The organism is Hymenobacter persicinus (genome assembly GCF_004167665.1).
Lineage (GTDB): Bacteria > Bacteroidota > Bacteroidia > Cytophagales > Hymenobacteraceae > Hymenobacter > Hymenobacter persicinus.
The window spans coordinates 173,524-190,935 of the sequence record NZ_SEWE01000004.1 but is presented as its reverse complement, the minus strand read 5'-3'; the positions used below and the strand labels follow the sequence as shown (position 1 = coordinate 190,935).

The following is a 17,412-nucleotide window of genomic DNA, read 5'->3' as shown; positions in this document are numbered from 1 at the left end:
CTGGTCTTTTTTGTGCCTCTGCACGGGGCGGCGGCGCTGGCTCAGCGGCAGGGCTGCCCCGCTGGCGCGGGCCCGCGCCGGCCGGCGCTTACCCCGCCCGGCGACAATCGGGTGGGGTAAGCGCGGAAATACCCGCGCATCTTTCTACATTCCCCGCCGCCATTCACGTTCAGTTCGTTACCTGCCCCCGATGGAAACCATCCACGACCTGCCCCTTACCGCCGCCGAAGCTGCCGCCCCCGGCCTGACCAGCCCCGATCTGGCCCCCGTGCCCTGGTCGGCGCGCAGCTGGACCACCGCCAACTACGCCGCCCTCTGGATCAGTATGAGCCTGTGCATCCCGACCTACATGCTGGCCAGCTCGCTCATTGAAGGGGGCATGAACTGGTGGCAGGCCTTGCTCACGATTCTGCTCGGCAACATCATCGTGCTGGTGCCCATGGTCCTCAACGGCCGGGCCGGCACCAAGTACGGCATCCCGTTTCCGGTCTTTGCCCGGGCCAGCTTCGGGGTGCTCGGGGCCAATATTCCGGCTCTGCTGCGGGCCTTTATTGCCTGCGGCTGGTTTGGCATCCAGACCTGGATTGGCGGCTACGCCCTCTACCAGATGGCCGTGCTCTGGCTGCCCGGCCTAGCTACGCTGCCGGCCGTGTTTCCCGCCGCCTGGGGCCTGCAAACCGGCCCGGCCATCACGTTCGTGCTGTTCTGGGTGCTCAACATGTACGTGGTCTACCTCGGCGTCGACAGCATCAAGCGGCTGCTCGTGTTCAAGGCATTTTTCCTGCCCGTGGCCGCGCTGGCGTTGCTCTGGTGGGCTATTTCCGCCGGCCACGGCCTGGGCCCGATTCTCGCTCAGCCGGCCAAGTTCGCCTCGTCGGGAGCATTCTGGGCCTATTTCTTCCCGGCTCTCACCGGTATGGTGGGCTTCTGGGCCACCTTGTCGTTGAATATTCCCGACTTCACCCGCTACGCCACCAGCCAGCGGGCCCAGGCCATGGGCCAGGCCATCGGGCTGCCCACGTCCATGACCATCTTCTCCTTTATCGGCGTGGTCGTGACTTCGGCCACGTTTATCATCTACGGCCAAACCATCTGGGACCCGGTGGTGCTGGCCGGCCGCTTCGACAGCAAGCTGCTGGTGAGCTTCGCCATGCTGGCCGTGGCCCTCTCGACGCTGGCCACCAACATTGCCGCCAACATCGTGAGTCCTGCCAACGACTTTGCCAACCTCTCACCCGCACGCATCAGCTTCAAAACCGGGGGCTACATCACCGGTGTCATCGGCCTGCTGATCTTTCCCTGGAAGCTTATTGCCGACCCCTCAGGCTTTATTTTCACCTGGCTGGTAGGTTACTCGGCCCTGCTGGGTCCCATCGGTGGCATCATGATTGCCGACTACTACCTGCTGCGCCATCAGCAGCTCGACGTGCCCGACCTGTATAGCTACCAGGGCCGCTACACCTACGGCAACGGCTTCAACCCGGCCGCCATCGTGGCGCTGGTCGTCGGCGTGGCCCCCAGCGTGCCCGGCTTCCTGGTGGCCGTCGGCGTGCTGCCCAAAGAATCCGTGGCGCCCTTCCTGGTCCAGCTCTACCACTACGCCTGGTTCGTGGGCTTCGCCCTGTCGGTGCTGGTGTATATGGGGCTGATGCGCGGGCGGCGGGTAGGTGGCGAGATGGTGAGAGGATGAAGTAGTGAGTTTTTTCGTGCGGGTGGCCTTCCCGAGCTGACATCCTGAGTCGCGCGAAGGGGCTAGCTCTTCGCCTCCGCAACGCCCCATTCGTTGAGCAACGCCCTTTTCCGCCGCCGCGCTCCGTTCTGAATGACGCGCAACCCAACTGGCTCCAGCGGACCTGACTACTCGCTCTGAAAGATAAAGCGAAACCAAAGGAAAAATTTCTGCGTTAATCGGAAATATTTCTCTAGCTTCGCTGACTTCACTTTCTGCTCCTATGGCAACTACCGCAATCCGTCCTAAAGCTGCCGCGCCCCACAGCACCTGGGCCACTTGGGGCCGCACCGGCCAGGACTCCTTCGCCCTGGTCATGGCCGCGCGCAAAGGCCTGCCGGCCGCCACGGCGTTTGAAGTCGCCGAGGCCTTCCAGCTCCAGGCCAGCCAGCTCGAGGCCATCTACGAGCTTTCCACCAAGACGCTGCGCAGCTACACCCAGAACAAAAAGCTGCTCAACGCGGCCAGCAGCGAGAAAACGCTCAAGATTATTGCCCTCTACCAGCTCGGCGTGGAGGTATTCGGCGACGCGCCCGCCTTTCTGCGCTGGCTCGGCAAACCCGCCCACGGCCTGGCCGGGGAAGTGCCGCTGCCGTTGCTCGAAACCAGTGGCGGCATCGACCTGGTGGAGGAGGAGCTCAGCCGGATTGCCTACGGTGACCTGGCCTAGGCGTGCGAGCTTAGAGTCGAGAACTTAGAACCTGGGCAGGACCACTTATTGGAGCCGACAGTAGCGCAGTTCTCCACGCTACTAGCTCGGTTCTCAGCTCTGAATATCTGCTGCGTATGCTCGTTTACCGCATTTGCCTGGCCAAGTACGCCGACGACCTGTTCGCCTCCGGGCGCCGGGCCCGCTGGAACACCCAGGATAAGTTTGTCATCTACACCGCCGCCACCCGGGCCCTGGCCTGCCTCGAAAACGTGGTTCACCGCAGCGGCGAGGGTCTCAACAGCCAGTTTCGGGTCTTAGTCATCGAGGTGCCCGACGACGTGGTCATTGCCGAAATAACCGCCGAGCAGCTGCCCGCCGGCTGGGAAAAAGCCAGCAGCTACGCCGTTTGCCAGCCCCTGGGCGACGCCTGGTACGAGGCCCGCACGGCCGCCGTGCTGCGGGTGCCCTCGTCCATCGTGCCCCAGGAGGCCAACTACATCCTGCACACCCGTCACCCCGACTTCAAGCGCATCCGCATTCAGGCTTGGGAGGAGTTCAGCTTCGACGCCCGCATCAAGGCCCCGGAGCCGGAGTAGGGAGCACCAAGCACAACCAGTAGCGCGAACTTTGTAGTTCGCGTGCCCCGCGTCATTACATCAACTCTCATTCTGATGCGCGCGCTACATACTTGGGCTGATAGGAAGAGCAGCTAATGCCGTGATTTTCCGGGATATCCGAATGTTTAGCAAAACCAGCAGCGCGTAGAACAGGAGACCAACATGAGGATAGGTAGTTAAATCCGCGCCGTCGCTGTTGGATATTACGCCGCCTCTGTACAAATACAGCCAGACAGGGAACAGCAGCAGCAGGGCGAAATTGATATAATTTAAAATCAGGGTTTCTCTTCTTCTGCGCATACGGATGGCTGCACAAAGGCTACTCACGACGAAGTACAGGATGATAGCCAGCTGAGATTTATAAGCGAGATTTATCCCGTCGAAGCTCCTGTCCTTACCCGTGATGGTGGCCCCGAAGATGTAGATATCCGGCACGTTAGGGCCGTAGTAAGCGTATCCTGCGGGGCCGATTTTCAGCCAGATAAATGGCGTTACAAGCGTAGCCGCCGCGAAGGCAGCGGAGAGTAAAAAGCCTTTCTGTACAGTCATTTGACAATCGCAATGTTTCTTTTCCCGAAAGCAGCACATACTGCGTTCCGATAAGATACGCCCAATGCGCAACACGCCTACGGCCTGAGTGCCTACACCCACCCAGCATACCAAAACTCACTCCTTCACGTTCTGCCAACTGACCAAAAAGCCCCATAGCGCAACCCAACGGCTTTTTTCGCTACTTTTGGCCAGTATCGGGCCCCTCGGGCCCCCTCCCCGTAACGCCTCATAATGAAGATATTTCCCCGGATTGCGCTGGCGGCCACGCTCAGCGCGGCGGCCCCGCTAGCCGCGCACGCCCAGCAGACGCAGGTATTTGCCGCCGACGAGCGGCACTTTCAGGAAGGCCTCGAACTCTTCGACCGGGGCAAGTACGGCGCCGCCCAGCAGTCCTTCCAGCGCTACCTCGACCTGACCCAGCGCCGCACCGGCGAGCTGCGCGACCGGACCATCGAGGCCGAGTACTACTACGCCGTATCGGGTCTCTACCTGTTTCACCCCGACGCCGAGGACCGCATTCTGGCCTTTGCGGCGGCCAACCCGGCCCACCCCAAGGCCGCGGTGGCGTTTTTTGAGCTGGGCAAGTTCTACTTCGACCAGAAAAACTACGCCAAGAGCATCGACTACCTCCAGCGCGTGGGGGCCGACAACCTCTCCAACGACCAGCGGGCCGAGGCGGAGTTCAAGCTCGGCTACAGCTACTTCGCCCAGAAGGAATTCGACAAGGCCAAGCTGCTCTTCGACCGCAACAAGCAGGGCAACCACCAGTACCGCTACGCCAGCTCCTACTACGCGGGCTACCTGGCCTTCCGCGCCGGCGACTACCCCGGGGCCCGCCAGGATTTGGCCGTGGCCGAGGAAAACGACGCCTACAAGCCCGTGGTGCCGGCCATCATGAGCCAGATCTACTACAAGGAAGGCGACTTCGACGGCCTGATTGGCTACGGCACCAAGGCCCTGGCCCAAACCCCGCCGCCCCAGGGGGCCGACGAAATTCAGCTCCTGGTCGGCGACGCCTACTACCAGAAGCAGGACTATAAGCAGGCCGCCGCCTACTTTGACCAGTACGCCGCTGGCCGCAAGAAAATCGAGCCCAAGGTCCAGTACAAGATTGGTTACTCCAACTACAAGATGGGCGACTTCAAGGGCGCCATCGGCAGCTTGAAGGGCGTGGCTGCCCAGCGTGACTCACTGGGGCAGAACGCGGCCTACCACCTGGGGCTGAGCTACCTGCAAACCAGTCAGAAGCAGCTGGCGCTGAATTCGTTTGATGCGGCCCGCAAGGCCAGCTTCGACAAGAACATCACTGAAAACGCCACGCTCAAGTACGCCCAGATCAACTACGAGCTCGGCAATACGCCCGAGGTTATTGCCACGCTCAAGGACTTCAACAAGCGGTTTCCGCGCTCCAAAAACGGGGCCGCCGCCGACGACATTCTCAGCGAGAGCTTCCTCAACTCGTCGGACTACGCCCAGGCCCTGCGCTACCTCGACGGCCTCGACGACCGCAGCACCAAGCTCAACGCCACTTACCAGCGCGTGGCTTACCTGCAGGCCGCCACTTTGTACAACAACGGCCAGTACTCCGACGCGCTGCCGGTGCTCGACAAGTCGTTGAAGTACCCGCAGGACGACGCGTTGCGCGCCGCGGCCCAGGTGCTGAAAGGGGAGGTCTACAGCGTGGGCCAGAAGTACCCCGAGGCCATTACGGCCTACACCGCCGCCGCCCGCACCGCCCGCGACGGAGCCGCCGCCGACACCGACTTCGACCAGAAAGCCCGCTACGGCCTGGGCTACGCCTACTACAACACCCAGCAGTACGACCGCGCCCGCACCCAGTTCCAGGCGTACCTGAACGACAAGATTGCCAAGCCCACCGACGCGAACTACTACGATGTGACCCTGCGCCTGGCTGACACCTACTACATTGCCAAAAGCTACCAGCAGGCCCTGGACCTCTACGACAAGGTGATTCAGGCCAACGCCGCCGACAAAGACTACGCCTACTACCAGAAAAGCGTGACCCTGGGGCTGCTCGGCCGTCGCGACGAGGCCACCAAAACCCTGGCTACGCTCTTGCGGACGGCCCCGAGCTCCCGCTACGCCGACGCGGCCGTGTTTCAGCAGGCCCAGTTCGACTTCGAGGCCGGCGACTTCCAGCCCGCCGTCGAGGGCTTTACCAAGCTCATTGACAACCGGCCCAACTCGGCCCTGATTCCGCAGGCCCTGCAGAAGCGCGGGGTGGCCTACGCCAACCTCAACCAGCACGAGAAGGCCGTCACGGACTTCCGGCAGGTGCTGACCCAGTTTCCGCGCACCAAGGCGGCCAATAGCGCCCTGTTTAGCCTCCAGGAAAGCCTGACGGCCCTGGGCAAAACCGAGGAATTCGACCAGTACCTGGCCCAGTTCAAGCAGCAGAACCCGGAAAGCGGAGCCACCGAAAGCGTGGAGTTTGAGGCCGCCAAGTCTTTGTATCTGGCCGAGAAGTACGCCCAGGCCATTCCGCGCCTGGAAACCTACCTCAAGCAGTACCCCAGCACCGCCCTGGCCGCCGACGGCCGCTACTTCTTGGCTGATGCCTACCTGAAAACCGGCAAGAAAGCCGAGGCCCTGCCCCGCCTGAAAGCCGTGGTGACGGAGGGTAAGTCGGAGTTCGTGAACCGGGCCGTGGGCCGGGTGGCCGACCTCGAGTTTGACAACAAGAACTACCCCGAGGCCATCAAGTACTACGGGCGCCTGCGCGAGTCGTCGTCGAACAAGCGCGAAGTGGCCACGGCCAGCATCGGGCTGATGAAGAGCTACTACGAAAGCGGGGACTTTGCCGCCACCCGCCGGGTGGCCGAGGAACTGCGCGCCCTGAGCGGAGCCACGCTCAACGCCACCAACGCCGCCACGCTCTACCTGGCCAAGGCCAGCTACAAGGCTGGCAACTTCGAGCAGGCCGTGCCCGAGCTGACCACGGCCGCCGCCGCCACCGACGAAACCGGCGCCGAGGCCCAGTACCTGCTGGCCGACGTGCTGTTTCAGCAGAAAAAGTACCCTGAAGCCCTGGACGCGGCCTACAAAACCAACTCCTCGAACTACGAGCTCTGGCAGGGCCGCGGCTTCTTGCTGATTGCCGACATCTACCAGGCCCAGGGCGAAATCTTCCAAGCCCGGGCTACGCTGAACTCCATCATCGACAACAAATTCCCGGTGGCCGAAGTCATTGAGGGGGCCAAGCAGCGCCTGGCCGCCCTGCCCGGCGACGCCCCGGCCGGGGGCGGCTCCTCGTCGGGCGGCACCAAGACCCCGCCGACCAAAGCTCCAACCAAGGCCCCGGCCACCAAAACGCCCACCACGAAAGCCCCGGCCAAGGGCAAGGCGGCTACCAACACCCTGGTGCCCACCCAGCCGGCCGCCCCGGCCGATTCTTCGGCCACGCCCACGCCGGCCGAGGAATAGTCGCCGGAACAGCCTTTTTACCTCACCTCTGCAAGTCCCGGGGGCTGCCTGGCCTAGCCGCCGCTGCCCCAAGACCCTAAGCCCTACCATATGACCCTTCGTCAACCATTGGCCCTGGCCGTACTGCTGACCGCCGCCGCGCCGCTGGCCGCCCAGGCCCAGCGCACCGGCAAAACCGGGGGCAAGATTGAAGACGCCGAAATCGAAATCGTCAAGGAGCGGGTAAACCAGCTGCCCGAGGCCACGCGCAACTTCGAGAAAATCCGCATCGACCCGCCCACCAAGCAGGCTGGCAAGGTCAGCTACACGTACCCCGATTTCCGCCTGCCCGCCGACCGGCTCAACCCCTCGGTGCGCGTGCTCACCATCCGGGCCGAGGAGCTGGCCCCGCAAACCGGCAACTACGTGAAGGCCGGCCTGGGCAACTACGGCACGACCTACGGCAAAATCTATTTGCACAATACCCGCTCCGACGCCGCTTCCTACGGCCTCGACTTCAGCCACATGGCCTCCGCCAACGGCCCCGTCGACAAGAAGAACTCGGGCTTTAGCCAGAACAGCCTGGGCCTGAACGGCGAAACCTACAGCGGCGCCACCACGCTGGGGGCCAAAATCGACCTGGGCCGGGAGCGGTACAACTTCTACGGCTACAACCGCAACACCCTGCGCCTGCCGCCCGAAACCGACAAGCTCAAGCAGGTCTTCACCCGGGCCGCGGCCCGGGTCTACGCCCGCAACCGCGCCGCCGACGCGGCCTTCCAGTACGATTTTGGCCTGGGCTTCAACTATTGGAAAGACAACTTCAAGGCCACCGAAAGCAACGTGCACGCCGAGCTCCGGTCGGCCTACGTGCTCAGCGAAACCAGCAAGGTGAGCGTGAACGGGGACGTGTCGTTCATCTCCCAGAAGGATTCGGCCTACTCCGTGAGCCGGCCTTTCGTGCAGGTCACGCCCGCCTACGAGCTGGCCCTGGACCGGCTCCACCTGTCGGTGGGCGCCACGCTGGGCTACACCGGCGACACCATCCGCCGGGCCCAGCAGTTCAACGTCTACCCGGCCATCCGGGTGGGCTACACCGTGGCCGAAGACAAATTCGTGGCCTTCGCCGGCCTGGGCGGGGGCTTGCAGCGCGTCACGCTCTACGATTTGAGCACCGAAAACCAGTGGCTGGCTTCCCGCCAGCGCGTGGCTGATACCCACCGCGGCCCCACGCTTTACTTCGGCTTCAACGCCACCCCGGCCCGGGCCCTGAGCGTGAATGCCAAGGTCACGCTCAGCAACGACCGAAACCTGTACTTCTACAACAACTCGGCGCGGGACTCAGCCAAGTTTGACCTCGTCTATGACAAGAAGGCCACCCAGCTGGTGAACGTGCACGGCGAAATCCTCTACAACGCCGCCGAGCAGGTCCGCATCGGCTTCAAGGCCGACTACAACGGCTACAAGGTGCATTCCCTGGCCAAAGCCTACCACCGGCCGGCCTTCCAGAGCACGCTGTTTGCCACCTACAACATGTACAGCAAGCTGCTGCTGGGCGCTGAGCTTTACACCTATAGCAGCAGTTTTGGCACCGAGTATCAGCGCGACGTAACCCAGCCGCTGCCCCGGCCGCTGGTGGGCGTGGTGAAGGCCACCGACGCCGTAATCGACCTGAACCTGCGCGCCGATTACCGTATTATGGAAAATCTGTCCATCTTTGCTTCGGGCAATAACCTGCTCAACCGCAAGTACGAGCGGTTCCTGAACTATCCGGTGAAGGGCCTCAACGTGCTGGCGGGTGCCACCTACGACTTCTAGAACCTGATTGCGTTGATGCCGTATCTGTCCGCTTCCTAGTACCCGCAAGGCCTTCTGGTCGCCCGCAACCCACTTTTCTGCCGCCCGGCAGGAGGGGGCCGGCCGCTCGGAAGGTCTTTCGCGTTGCCGGGCCGACTCCTACGCTCACCCTTTCGTAACTCTTGCCGCCTGATGCAGCTTTCCGACCATATCCGCACCCTGCTCCGGGACCACGACTGCGTTATCATTCCGGACTTTGGCGGCCTGATTGCCGACTATGCGCCGGCTCAGATTCACCCCGTGCGCCACACGCTGGCCCCGCCGGCCAAGCACGTAGCCTTCAACCAGTCGCTGACCCGCAACGACGGCTTGCTGGTGGACGCCTTGAGCGCCACCCTGCAGGTGTCGCCCACCCAGGCCCGGCAGCTCGTGCGCGAGGCCGTGCTGGGGCTGCAGGCCGAACTGGAAGCCGGCCAGCGCACGGAGCTGCCCGGCATCGGTATTTTCCGCCGCACCGCGGGCCGCGGCCTCGACTTTGAGTACACCGGCCACCAGAACCTGCTGGCAGCCAGCTACGGCCTGCCCGAGCTGGTCTCGCGCCCCATCCGGGCCACCGACGCCCTGCTGGCCCGCGACCGGCAGCCGGCCGCGCCGCTGCTCACCGTGCGCCGCTCGCGCCGCCTGGCCAAGACTCTGAAAGTAATGGCCACTGCTCTTATTGCGGGTTTGATTCTGTCGGCTAACTACCAGGGCGCCTTGAAATTGGGGTATCTGCCTGAAAGTCTTAGAATAGATCTGAATCAGGCGGCGGAAGTCACCGAAACGACCTCCGCGGCCGAGCAGCCAACCCTGGCCCGGCAGCAGGCCACGCTGGCCAATAGCAACTGGACGGAGTCGACGCCCGCCGCGGCCACCGTGATTCCCGCGGCCGTGGCTCCGGCCGCTGCCAAGGCTGTGGTGCCCGCGAAGACGGCCGGGCGCAAACCCGCGGCGGTAGTAACGCCGGCTGCAACCAAGGCCGCCCCGGCCGCGTCAGTAGCCCCGGTAGCCAAGGCTGGCGTAGTCGCTCCGGCGCTGGCCCCGGCCGGCGGCCCGACCACAATTAAAAGCCGTACGGGTCGTTCCTACATCATTGTGGGCGCCTACACCACCTTGGCCCACGCCGAAAAAGGTCGCCTGGCGTTGGTTCGCCACGGCCACAAGGACGCCAAAGTGGTGCTGCCGGCCCCGGGCAGCCGCAAGTACCGCCTCTCGGCCGTCGACTTCGCCAGCAAGGCGCAGGCTCAGCAACAATTGCCCCTGGTGCGGAAGCACTTAGGTTCTGATCTTTGGGTTCTCAATTACTAGCATGACCGCATTCCTGCTGCAGATTACCACCGCCGCTACCACCGCCACCGATACTGCCGCCACCGCCGTTGCCGCGGGTGCCCCCACGGTCACCGGCGACCTTTCCCTGCTCGACCTGATTCTGAAGGGCGGCTGGATCATGCTCCCGCTGTTCTTTCTCTCTTTTGTGTCGCTCTACATCATCATTGAGCGCTTCATCACCATCCGCCGGGCCGCCGTCAACCCCGACGCCTTTATGGCCGGTATCCGCGGGCTGATGGTGAAAGGGGACTTGCAGGGGGCCAAGATGCTCTGCGCCCAAAACCCGTCGCCGCTGGCCCGCATGGTGGAAAAAGGTATCCGCCGCATCGGCCAACCCCTCAAAGACATTGAGGCCAGCGTGGAAAACGTGGGCAAGATCGAAATTGCCCGCCTCGAGAAGAACATCAGCATCCTGGGCATCATTGCCGGCATCGCGCCCATGCTGGGCTTCGTGGGTACCATCATCGGCGTAATCAAGATTTTCTACGCCATCAGCGCCACCGGCGACTTTGGCATCGCCCAGATTTCGGGTGGTCTGTACACCAAGATGGTGACCTCAGCCGCGGGCCTGATTGTGGGTATCATTGCCCACATCGGCTACCACTGGCTCAGCATCATGGTCGAGCGCCTCGTGTTCCGCATGGAAAACTCGGCCATCGAGTTCATGGACATTCTTCAGGACAACTAGTAGTGAACTGGTGAGATAGTGAACTGGTGAGTTGTCGTGCCGCTGGCGCAAGCCGCGCGGTTTATGCCACCAGAACATCAAACTCACCATCTCACCATCTCACCATCTCACCCCATGGACCTCAGCCGGCGCCGTAAGCTTTCCTCGCACGTCGAGACCAGCTCGATGAACGACATCATGTTCTTTCTGATGCTGTTCTTTTTGATTGTGTCGACGATGGTGAACCCCAACGTGATTAAGCTCATGCTGCCCAATGCCCGCTCGGGCAAGGCCGTCATGAAGCAGACCATTAACGTGTCGGTGGATGCGGCCGGGGCCTACTTTCTGGACCGTCAGCCCGTGACGGCTGCCACCCTCGAAACGGCCCTGGCCCAGCGCATTGCCGGCCTCGACAGCCCCACCGTGGTGCTGCGCGTCGACTCGTCGCTGAACGTGCAGAAGCTGGTCGACATCCTCGAAATCGGCAACCGCCTCAAGGTGAAGATGGTGATGGCTACCCAGGCCCAGCAGGCCGCCGCCAAGTAAGCTTTCGGCTGGTTTTGGGTAATTTGTTTTTGGTTTTGGTCACGCAAGCGAAGGCAAATACGTTGACTGAATAGCCAAAGCCAAAAACTAAAAACCACCAACTAAAAACCAACGAGTCATGCCCATAGACTACCGCGAAGAGCACCGCCGCGAGGCGATAATTGGCACGGTGGCTATTCATGCGCTGCTGGCCGCGGCCTTTGTGTTTACCGTCTTCAAAGGCCCCGACCCGCCGCTGGTGGCCTTCGGCGGCGACGGGGTAGAACTCAACTACGGCGTGGATGAAGCTGGCTCCGGCGACATTCAAAGCAAGGCCGTGGCCAACGAGTCGCAGAACCGCGAGGACAGCCGCCCGCCCGCTTCCTCCCCCGACCCCACGCCGCGCCCCGTGCAGGAAGCCACGCCGCCCGACCCGACGCCGGCCGCGGAAGATAAAATCGTGACCAGCGAGGCCGAGGAAAGCCCGGTGAGCGTACCGCCGGTGGAGAAGGCTGCCCCGCGCAAGGAAGAGGTGAAGGAAGTGCCCAAGCCCGTTGAAAAGCCCCGCACGCTCTACACGCCCAAGGGCAGCGCCAACGGGGGCGGCAACGGCGAAAACGGCTCCAGCAACAACGCCACCGGCAACAACAATGGCGACCGGGCCGGCGCCGTCGGCGACCAGGGCAACCCCAACGGCTCCCTCGACGCCAAGGCTCTCTACGGGCAGCCCGGCAGCGGGGGCTCGGGCAGCAGCCCCGGCTCGGGCGGGCTGGAAATGAGCGGCTGGGCCTTCGTGACCAAGCCCGAAGCCCCAGCCCTGGACAACTCCTCGGGCTTTGTGCGCTTCAAAATCAAAATCAACGCCGACGGGGAAGTGGAAGCCGTGACCAAAGTGTCGGGCAACGTGTCGCCGGCCCAGGAAAAGGTGTGCCGGGATGCCCTGCAAAACGCCGACTTCCGCCGCACCAGCTCCACGGCTGGGGGCGCCACGGGCTTCTACACCTTTAAGATTACGGTCCGCTAAGCGCCGGCCGTTCAAGTTCAGTAAGCCGTCGGTCGGAGTTTTCCGGCCGGCGGCATTACTTTTACACCCTGTTTCCCTCGTTCCTGCCGCATGACCTACGCCGAAACCCTCGCTTTTCTCTACGCCCAGCTTCCCATGTTTCAGCGGGTGGGCGAAGCCGGGTTCAAGAAGGGGCTGGGCAACATTGAGGCGCTGGCTGCGCTGCTGGGCCACCCGGAGCGGCAGTTCCGGGCCGTGCACGTAGCGGGCACCAACGGCAAGGGTAGCTCCTCGAATTTGCTGGCGGCCACGCTACAGGCGGCTGGCTACAAAGTCGGGCTCTACACGTCCCCGCATTTGCGCGAATTCACCGAGCGCATCAAAGTCAACGGGCAGGACCTGGCCCCGGAGTATCTGGTGGCGTGGGTGGAAAAGTGGTGGCCGCAGTTTGCGCCGGTGCAGCCCTCGTTTTTCGAGATGTGCGTGGCGCTGGCGTATTCCTACTTCGCCGAGCAGCGGGTCGACGTGGCCATTGTGGAAGTAGGGCTGGGCGGCCGGCTCGACTCGACCAACATCATCACCCCGCTCGTGTCGCTGATAACCAACATCAGCTACGACCACCAGAACCTGCTGGGTGACACGCTGCCCGAAATTGCGGGCGAAAAAGCGGGTATTATCAAGCCCGGCGTGCCGGTGGTCATCAGCCAGACCCAGCCCGAGATAGCCGCCGTGTTCGAGCACAAGGCCCGGGAACTCGGGGCCCCGTTGCTCTTTGCCGACCAGCACTACCGCGTAACGCCGGTCGGGGAGGCCGCCCCCGACGCCGCCACCCAAACCGTGCAGATCCGGGGCGCGGCAGAGCTCGACGCCGTGGCGCTGGCCCTGGCCGGCGACTACCAGCGCCTGAACGTGGCCGGGGTGCTGGCCACGCTGGCCGAGCTGCGCCGCCAGGGCTTCGTGATTCCGGAGGCCGCCGTGCGCACGGGCCTCGGGCAGGTCGGCCGCCTGACCGGCTTCCGCGGCCGCTGGACCATCCTGGGCCGTCGTCCGCTGGTCGTCTGCGACACGGGCCATAACGAGGCCGGTATCCGGTTTGTGACGGCCCAGCTGGCCCGGCTCCCGTATCGGCAGCTCCACTTCGTGCTGGGCGCCGTCAATGACAAGGACGTGACCAAGATGCTGGGCCTGCTGCCCGCCGATGCCCGCTACTACTTCTGTCAGGCCGACATTCCGCGGGCCTTGCCGGCGGCCGAGCTGGCGGAGCGGGCGGCGGCGGCCGGGTTGCGCGGCACCGTGTACGGGCCGGTGGGGGCCGCCGTGGCCGCCGCCCGGGCCGCCGCCGCCGCCGATGACGTGGTCTTCATCGGGGGCAGTACCTTTGTGGTGGCCGAAGTGGCCGAGTTATATTCCGCGTAAAGTACCCCTATGAGTCGAGTAAAACAGAAGCGCTTCGCCAGCAACGCCGAGCGGCCGGACATTGTGGAGCCGGGCAAAGCCAACTTTCAGCAGCTCGCCGGCCGCTGGCAAACCGAGTTTTTCGCCCAGCCCGGGCCCATCACCCTGGAAGTGGGCTGCGGTAAGGGCGACTACACCGTGGGGCTGGCCGCGCGCTACCCCGACCGTAACTTCCTGGGCCTCGATATCAAGGGGGACCGGATCTGGAAGGGCAGCCACCGGGCCCAGGAGCTGGGGCTGACCAACGTGGGCTTCGTGCGCATGCGGGCCCTGGACCTGCTCCAGCACTTCGGCCCCGGCGAGCTGGCCGAAATCTGGATTACGTTTCCCGACCCGCGGCCGCGCCTGGGCGACGCCAAGCGCCGCCTGACGGCTCCGCGCTTTCTGGACCTCTACCAGCAGATTCTGCGCCCCGGCGGCCTGGTCCACCTCAAAACCGATGACGAGGCCCTGTTCGACTATTCCCTGGAAGTAGTGCAGCAGCGACCCGGCGCCACGGTGCTGGCCCATACCAAGGACCTCTACGCTACGCCTGAGCTGCTGCCCCACGCCGAAGACATCCAGACCCACTACGAGCGCCGCTTCCGGGCTGAGGGCATTCCCATCAAGTACCTGCAGGGCACGCTGAGTTAACCTCCCAACCAGCAGTTAGCCACAGAACTCGTAAAAAAGGCGGCCCGTACCTGGGCCGCCTTTTTTTATGCTAATTGGGGGCCGGTGCCAAGGCGGCCGGACTAGTTATTCTTCCTCCAGCTGCTCAAAAATGGCTTCCAGCTCCGTGAAGTCGCGCAGGCCGGGCTTGATTTCCTCCCCGCCCTCGAGCACGATGCCCGTGGGCTGTACTTCCTCCACTAGGCGGCGTACGCTCAGCGGGGCAGCAAAGCCTACGCCCAGCCAGATCTTATAGGTGCGGCACTGCTGAATGAGCTGGGTGCGCTGCATCGTGGTCAGCGGCTCGGACGGGGCGGTGGCCAGCAGAAAACCGGCTACTTGATTCTGCTGGTCGCGGAAGCGCTTTTCCACGTCTTCCAGCAGCATGTCCGGAATCCACTTGATGAGCTTCAGGGCCGGCACGCGCAGCTGGGCCAGCTCCTCGGGCGTGCGGCGGCGGTGGAGCAGCACGTAGTCGAGGCGGCAGGCCTGGGCAATGGCGTTGATTTCCTCAACCGGCAGCGTGTCAAACTCGCCCACGAGCTGCACGCCCGCCACCCAGCCGCTGAGCTCCTGCACCGCTTCGGGCTGCAGAAACTCCGGCAGCACCGGGTCGAGGCGGAAAGTGAGGTAATCGGCGCCCATGCCGGCGCAGTAACGGGCATCCGACAGGTTGTTGATGCCGCGAACCAGCACCGGGGTAATCAAAGACATAGCAAAGCAGGCAGAAGGAAACGGGGCGGAAAAACTCGGCGGTAAGCGGGTGCAATATTCGGGATAAAACCGTTGCCTTGGATGAGTCCAATGTTTTTAAGGCTTAATTATCGGAAAATAAAGTTCCTGCGCCCGGGAGCGGTCCGCCGGCCCAACCGGCCCGGTTTAGACGGGCCGGCAGCAGCCCTAGCGCCGGAGTTGTTACCTTTGCGGAATGGGCGCCGGAAACTTTTCGGCCGCACGCTTGGCTTTCAACCAATGAATATGAATACTTCCGAATCAAAAGGACGCGTCCTGGTCGCCATGAGCGGCGGGATTGACTCTTCCGTGGCGGCCGTGCTGCTCCACGAGCAGGGCTACGAGGTGGTCGGTATGACCATGAAAACCTGGGACTACGCCTCGGCGGGCGGCTCCAAGAAAGAAACCGGCTGCTGCTCGCTCGACAGCATCAACGACGCCCGCCAGATTGCCGTGGAGCTGGGCTTCCCGCACTACATCATCGACATCCGCGACGAGTTCGGCGACTTCGTCATCGACAACTTCACCACCGAGTACCTGGCCGGGCGCACGCCCAACCCCTGCGTGCTCTGCAACACCCACATCAAGTGGGACGCGCTGCTGCGCCGGGCCGACCAGCTCGGCTGCGCGTTTATTGCCACCGGTCACTACGCCAACGTGCGCCACGAAAACGGCCGCTACGTCGTCAGCAAGGGCCTCGACGAGCACAAGGACCAATCGTACGCGCTCTGGGGCGTTTCGCAGGAGAGCCTGGCCCGCACGCTGTTTCCACTGGGCGGCATGCGCAAAACCGAGATTTACGACGAGGCCCGCCGCCGCGGCTTCACGGAGCTGGTGAACAAGCCCGAGAGCTACGAAATCTGCTTTATTCCCGACAACGACTACCGCGGCTTCCTGCGCCGGCGGGTGGAAGGACTCGAGGCCCGGGTGGCCGGCGGCGAGTTTGTGCTGCGCGACGGCACGGTCATTGGCCACCACGAGGGCTACCCGTTCTACACCATCGGGCAGCGCAAAGGCCTGGGCATTGCCCTGGGCTTCCCGGCTTACGTCACCGAAATCCGGCCCGAAACCAACCAGGTCGTGCTCGGCAACTTCGACGAGCTGGCCAGCACCCGCACGCTGGTCGGCAAGCTCAACATGGGCAAGTTTGCCTCGCTCGAAGGCATGGGCCTGGTGCCTTCGCGCACCAAGATCCGCTACAACCACGACGGCTCCCCGGCGTTTCTGGAGCAGATCGGCGACAAAATCCACGTCTACTTCGAGGAAGCCGTGCACGCCGTTACGCCCGGGCAGGCTGCCGTGTTCTACGACGGGCAGGACGTTATCGGCGGGGGCTGGATTGAGCGCCACCTAATCGGGGAAGTTCCCGTATCTTCCCTCGCCACGACGGTCGTTACTCCTTAAGCTAAGCGTTATTCTATGTTCAGTTCCCTCCGCCCGGCGCGGCGCGTGCTCGGGGCCAGCCTGCTGGCCCTGGCCGCGGCCGGCTGCCAAAGTGAATCCGTTTCGGGGCCCGAAGCCGGCACCGATTACTACCCGCTGGCGTTGGGCGACTACCGGATTTACGCCGTCACGGACTCAACCTGGGAGAACTTCACCCGGCAGCCGGTGAGCCGCTATCAGTTTCGGGAGCGGCTGGCCGAGCGCATCACCGATGCCAGCGGGCAGCCCGCCTACCGGGTGATTCGCTCGAAGCGGGTGCTGGCCACCGACCCCTGGCGCGACGACAGCGTGCTGGTGGTCAGCGGCAGCGAGAAAACGCTGCTGCTGACCCGCAACAACCGCCGGACCGTGGAGCTGGTTTTTCCCGTGCGCGCGGACCGGGCCTGGAACAAGAACGCCTACAACTCGCTGACCGACTCGGTGCAGGGAACCGAAAACCGGCGCTACCTGGGCGTGGGGGAGCCCTTCACGGCCTCGGCCAACGGGCAGAGCTTTCACTACGAGCACACCGTCACGACCGAAGACATCGACGATATCAGCGTCGACGACGGCTTGTACGAGAAGTCGAAGTACCGGCAGGTGTACGCCCAGGGCAGCGGGCCGGTGTACCGGGTGCGCCGCCGCCTGGGCTACTGCAGCGGCCCGGGCTGCAGCCCCGAGCCCGGCAAGATCTTCAAAGGGCGGGTCCGTACCGAAGTGCTGGTTGAAAAAGGCAACACGCCCTAGCGCCCTGGTTGTAGTAAGCTAAAACGTAATTCCCGCAGCGCGGCCGGTCAGCTACCGGCCGCGCTGCTTTTT

General features: G+C 63.6%; 15 protein-coding genes. 13 read left to right on the top strand and 2 right to left on the bottom strand.

Features of this window, described 5'->3' with window-relative positions:
• Positions 1-190: 190 nt before the first annotated feature.
• The 3 genes from EWM57_RS03515 to EWM57_RS03505 all read left to right on the top strand — a co-directional run bounded on the left by EWM57_RS03515 (position 191) and on the right by EWM57_RS03505 (position 2,977).
• On the top strand, positions 191-1,690 hold the full coding sequence (locus EWM57_RS03515; RefSeq protein WP_129919747.1) for an NCS1 family nucleobase:cation symporter-1: 1,500 nt from the start codon (positions 191-193) through the stop codon (positions 1,688-1,690).
• A gap of 262 nt (positions 1,691-1,952) precedes the next feature.
• Entirely contained in the window at positions 1,953-2,399 is a 447-nt protein-coding gene (parS, locus tag EWM57_RS03510; RefSeq protein WP_129919746.1) for a type II RES/Xre toxin-antitoxin system antitoxin, read from the top strand.
• A gap of 116 nt (positions 2,400-2,515) precedes the next feature.
• The gene (locus EWM57_RS03505; RefSeq protein WP_129919745.1) at positions 2,516-2,977 is read left to right on the top strand and encodes an RES family NAD+ phosphorylase; all 462 of its coding nucleotides are present in this window, start codon (positions 2,516-2,518) and stop codon (positions 2,975-2,977) included.
• Between the two features lie 84 nt (positions 2,978-3,061).
• On the opposite strand, the gene EWM57_RS03500 is transcribed toward EWM57_RS03505, so the two are convergent.
• Positions 3,062-3,547, bottom strand: coding sequence for a hypothetical protein (locus tag EWM57_RS03500; protein WP_129919744.1), 486 nt, complete (start codon positions 3,545-3,547; stop codon positions 3,062-3,064).
• Between the two features lie 234 nt (positions 3,548-3,781).
• Here EWM57_RS03500 and EWM57_RS03495 point away from each other — a divergent pair, with 234 nt between their 5' ends.
• The 8 genes from EWM57_RS03495 (at position 3,782) to trmB (ending at position 14,421) form a co-directional block, all read left to right on the top strand.
• Positions 3,782-6,994: a tetratricopeptide repeat protein gene (locus tag EWM57_RS03495; protein ID WP_129919743.1), complete on the top strand. Its 3,213-nt coding sequence runs from the start codon at positions 3,782-3,784 to the stop codon at positions 6,992-6,994.
• 90 nt (positions 6,995-7,084) lie between these two features.
• Positions 7,085-8,791 (top strand): TonB-dependent receptor, encoded by a 1,707-nt coding sequence (locus tag EWM57_RS03490; RefSeq protein WP_129919742.1) that lies wholly within the window; start codon positions 7,085-7,087, stop codon positions 8,789-8,791.
• A 171-nt stretch (positions 8,792-8,962) separates the two neighbouring features.
• Positions 8,963-10,117 (top strand): HU domain-containing protein, encoded by a 1,155-nt coding sequence (locus tag EWM57_RS03485; protein WP_129919741.1) that lies wholly within the window; start codon positions 8,963-8,965, stop codon positions 10,115-10,117.
• 1 nt (position 10,118) lies between these two features.
• On the top strand, positions 10,119-10,826 hold the full coding sequence (locus EWM57_RS03480; RefSeq protein WP_129919740.1) for a MotA/TolQ/ExbB proton channel family protein: 708 nt from the start codon (positions 10,119-10,121) through the stop codon (positions 10,824-10,826).
• 114 nt (positions 10,827-10,940) lie between these two features.
• On the top strand, positions 10,941-11,351 hold the full coding sequence (locus tag EWM57_RS03475; RefSeq protein ID WP_129919739.1) for an ExbD/TolR family protein: 411 nt from the start codon (positions 10,941-10,943) through the stop codon (positions 11,349-11,351).
• A gap of 118 nt (positions 11,352-11,469) precedes the next feature.
• Entirely contained in the window at positions 11,470-12,354 is an 885-nt protein-coding gene (locus tag EWM57_RS03470) for a hypothetical protein (RefSeq protein ID WP_129919738.1), read from the top strand.
• 90 nt (positions 12,355-12,444) lie between these two features.
• Complete coding sequence (locus tag EWM57_RS03465; RefSeq protein WP_129919737.1) at positions 12,445-13,749, top strand: bifunctional folylpolyglutamate synthase/dihydrofolate synthase; 1,305 nt, start codon at positions 12,445-12,447, stop codon at positions 13,747-13,749.
• Between the two features lie 9 nt (positions 13,750-13,758).
• Positions 13,759-14,421: a tRNA (guanosine(46)-N7)-methyltransferase TrmB gene (trmB, locus tag EWM57_RS03460; RefSeq protein ID WP_129919736.1), complete on the top strand. Its 663-nt coding sequence runs from the start codon at positions 13,759-13,761 to the stop codon at positions 14,419-14,421.
• A 105-nt stretch (positions 14,422-14,526) separates the two neighbouring features.
• Here trmB and trpF read toward each other — a convergent pair whose 3' ends face one another.
• Positions 14,527-15,153, bottom strand: a complete 627-nt coding sequence (gene trpF, locus EWM57_RS03455; RefSeq protein WP_129919735.1) for a phosphoribosylanthranilate isomerase — start codon at positions 15,151-15,153, stop codon at positions 14,527-14,529.
• Between the two features lie 264 nt (positions 15,154-15,417).
• Between trpF and mnmA the strand changes: the two genes are divergently transcribed.
• Both mnmA and EWM57_RS03445 read left to right on the top strand, forming a co-directional pair.
• A complete protein-coding gene (gene mnmA / locus EWM57_RS03450) occupies positions 15,418-16,575 on the top strand; it encodes a tRNA 2-thiouridine(34) synthase MnmA (RefSeq protein ID WP_129919734.1) in 1,158 nt (385 codons plus the stop codon).
• A 15-nt stretch (positions 16,576-16,590) separates the two neighbouring features.
• On the top strand, positions 16,591-17,340 hold the full coding sequence (locus EWM57_RS03445; RefSeq protein ID WP_129919733.1) for a hypothetical protein: 750 nt from the start codon (positions 16,591-16,593) through the stop codon (positions 17,338-17,340).
• The last annotated feature ends 72 nt before the right edge of the window (positions 17,341-17,412 follow it).

Coding starts and splice junctions, on each gene's coding strand:
- EWM57_RS03445 (WP_129919733.1), top strand. CDS start 16,591: ATGTTCAGTTCCCTCCGCCCGGCGCGGCGCGTGCTCGGGGCCAGCCTG.
- EWM57_RS03500 (WP_129919744.1), bottom strand. CDS start 3,547: ATGACTGTACAGAAAGGCTTTTTACTCTCCGCTGCCTTCGCGGCGGCT.
- EWM57_RS03490 (WP_129919742.1), top strand. CDS start 7,085: ATGACCCTTCGTCAACCATTGGCCCTGGCCGTACTGCTGACCGCCGCC.
- EWM57_RS03475 (WP_129919739.1), top strand. CDS start 10,941: ATGGACCTCAGCCGGCGCCGTAAGCTTTCCTCGCACGTCGAGACCAGC.
- EWM57_RS03505 (WP_129919745.1), top strand. CDS start 2,516: ATGCTCGTTTACCGCATTTGCCTGGCCAAGTACGCCGACGACCTGTTC.
- EWM57_RS03470 (WP_129919738.1), top strand. CDS start 11,470: ATGCCCATAGACTACCGCGAAGAGCACCGCCGCGAGGCGATAATTGGC.
- EWM57_RS03485 (WP_129919741.1), top strand. CDS start 8,963: ATGCAGCTTTCCGACCATATCCGCACCCTGCTCCGGGACCACGACTGC.
- mnmA (WP_129919734.1), top strand. CDS start 15,418: ATGAATACTTCCGAATCAAAAGGACGCGTCCTGGTCGCCATGAGCGGC.
- EWM57_RS03515 (WP_129919747.1), top strand. CDS start 191: ATGGAAACCATCCACGACCTGCCCCTTACCGCCGCCGAAGCTGCCGCC.
- EWM57_RS03495 (WP_129919743.1), top strand. CDS start 3,782: ATGAAGATATTTCCCCGGATTGCGCTGGCGGCCACGCTCAGCGCGGCG.
- EWM57_RS03480 (WP_129919740.1), top strand. CDS start 10,119: ATGACCGCATTCCTGCTGCAGATTACCACCGCCGCTACCACCGCCACC.
- EWM57_RS03465 (WP_129919737.1), top strand. CDS start 12,445: ATGACCTACGCCGAAACCCTCGCTTTTCTCTACGCCCAGCTTCCCATG.
- trpF (WP_129919735.1), bottom strand. CDS start 15,153: ATGTCTTTGATTACCCCGGTGCTGGTTCGCGGCATCAACAACCTGTCG.
- trmB (WP_129919736.1), top strand. CDS start 13,759: ATGAGTCGAGTAAAACAGAAGCGCTTCGCCAGCAACGCCGAGCGGCCG.
- parS (WP_129919746.1), top strand. CDS start 1,953: ATGGCAACTACCGCAATCCGTCCTAAAGCTGCCGCGCCCCACAGCACC.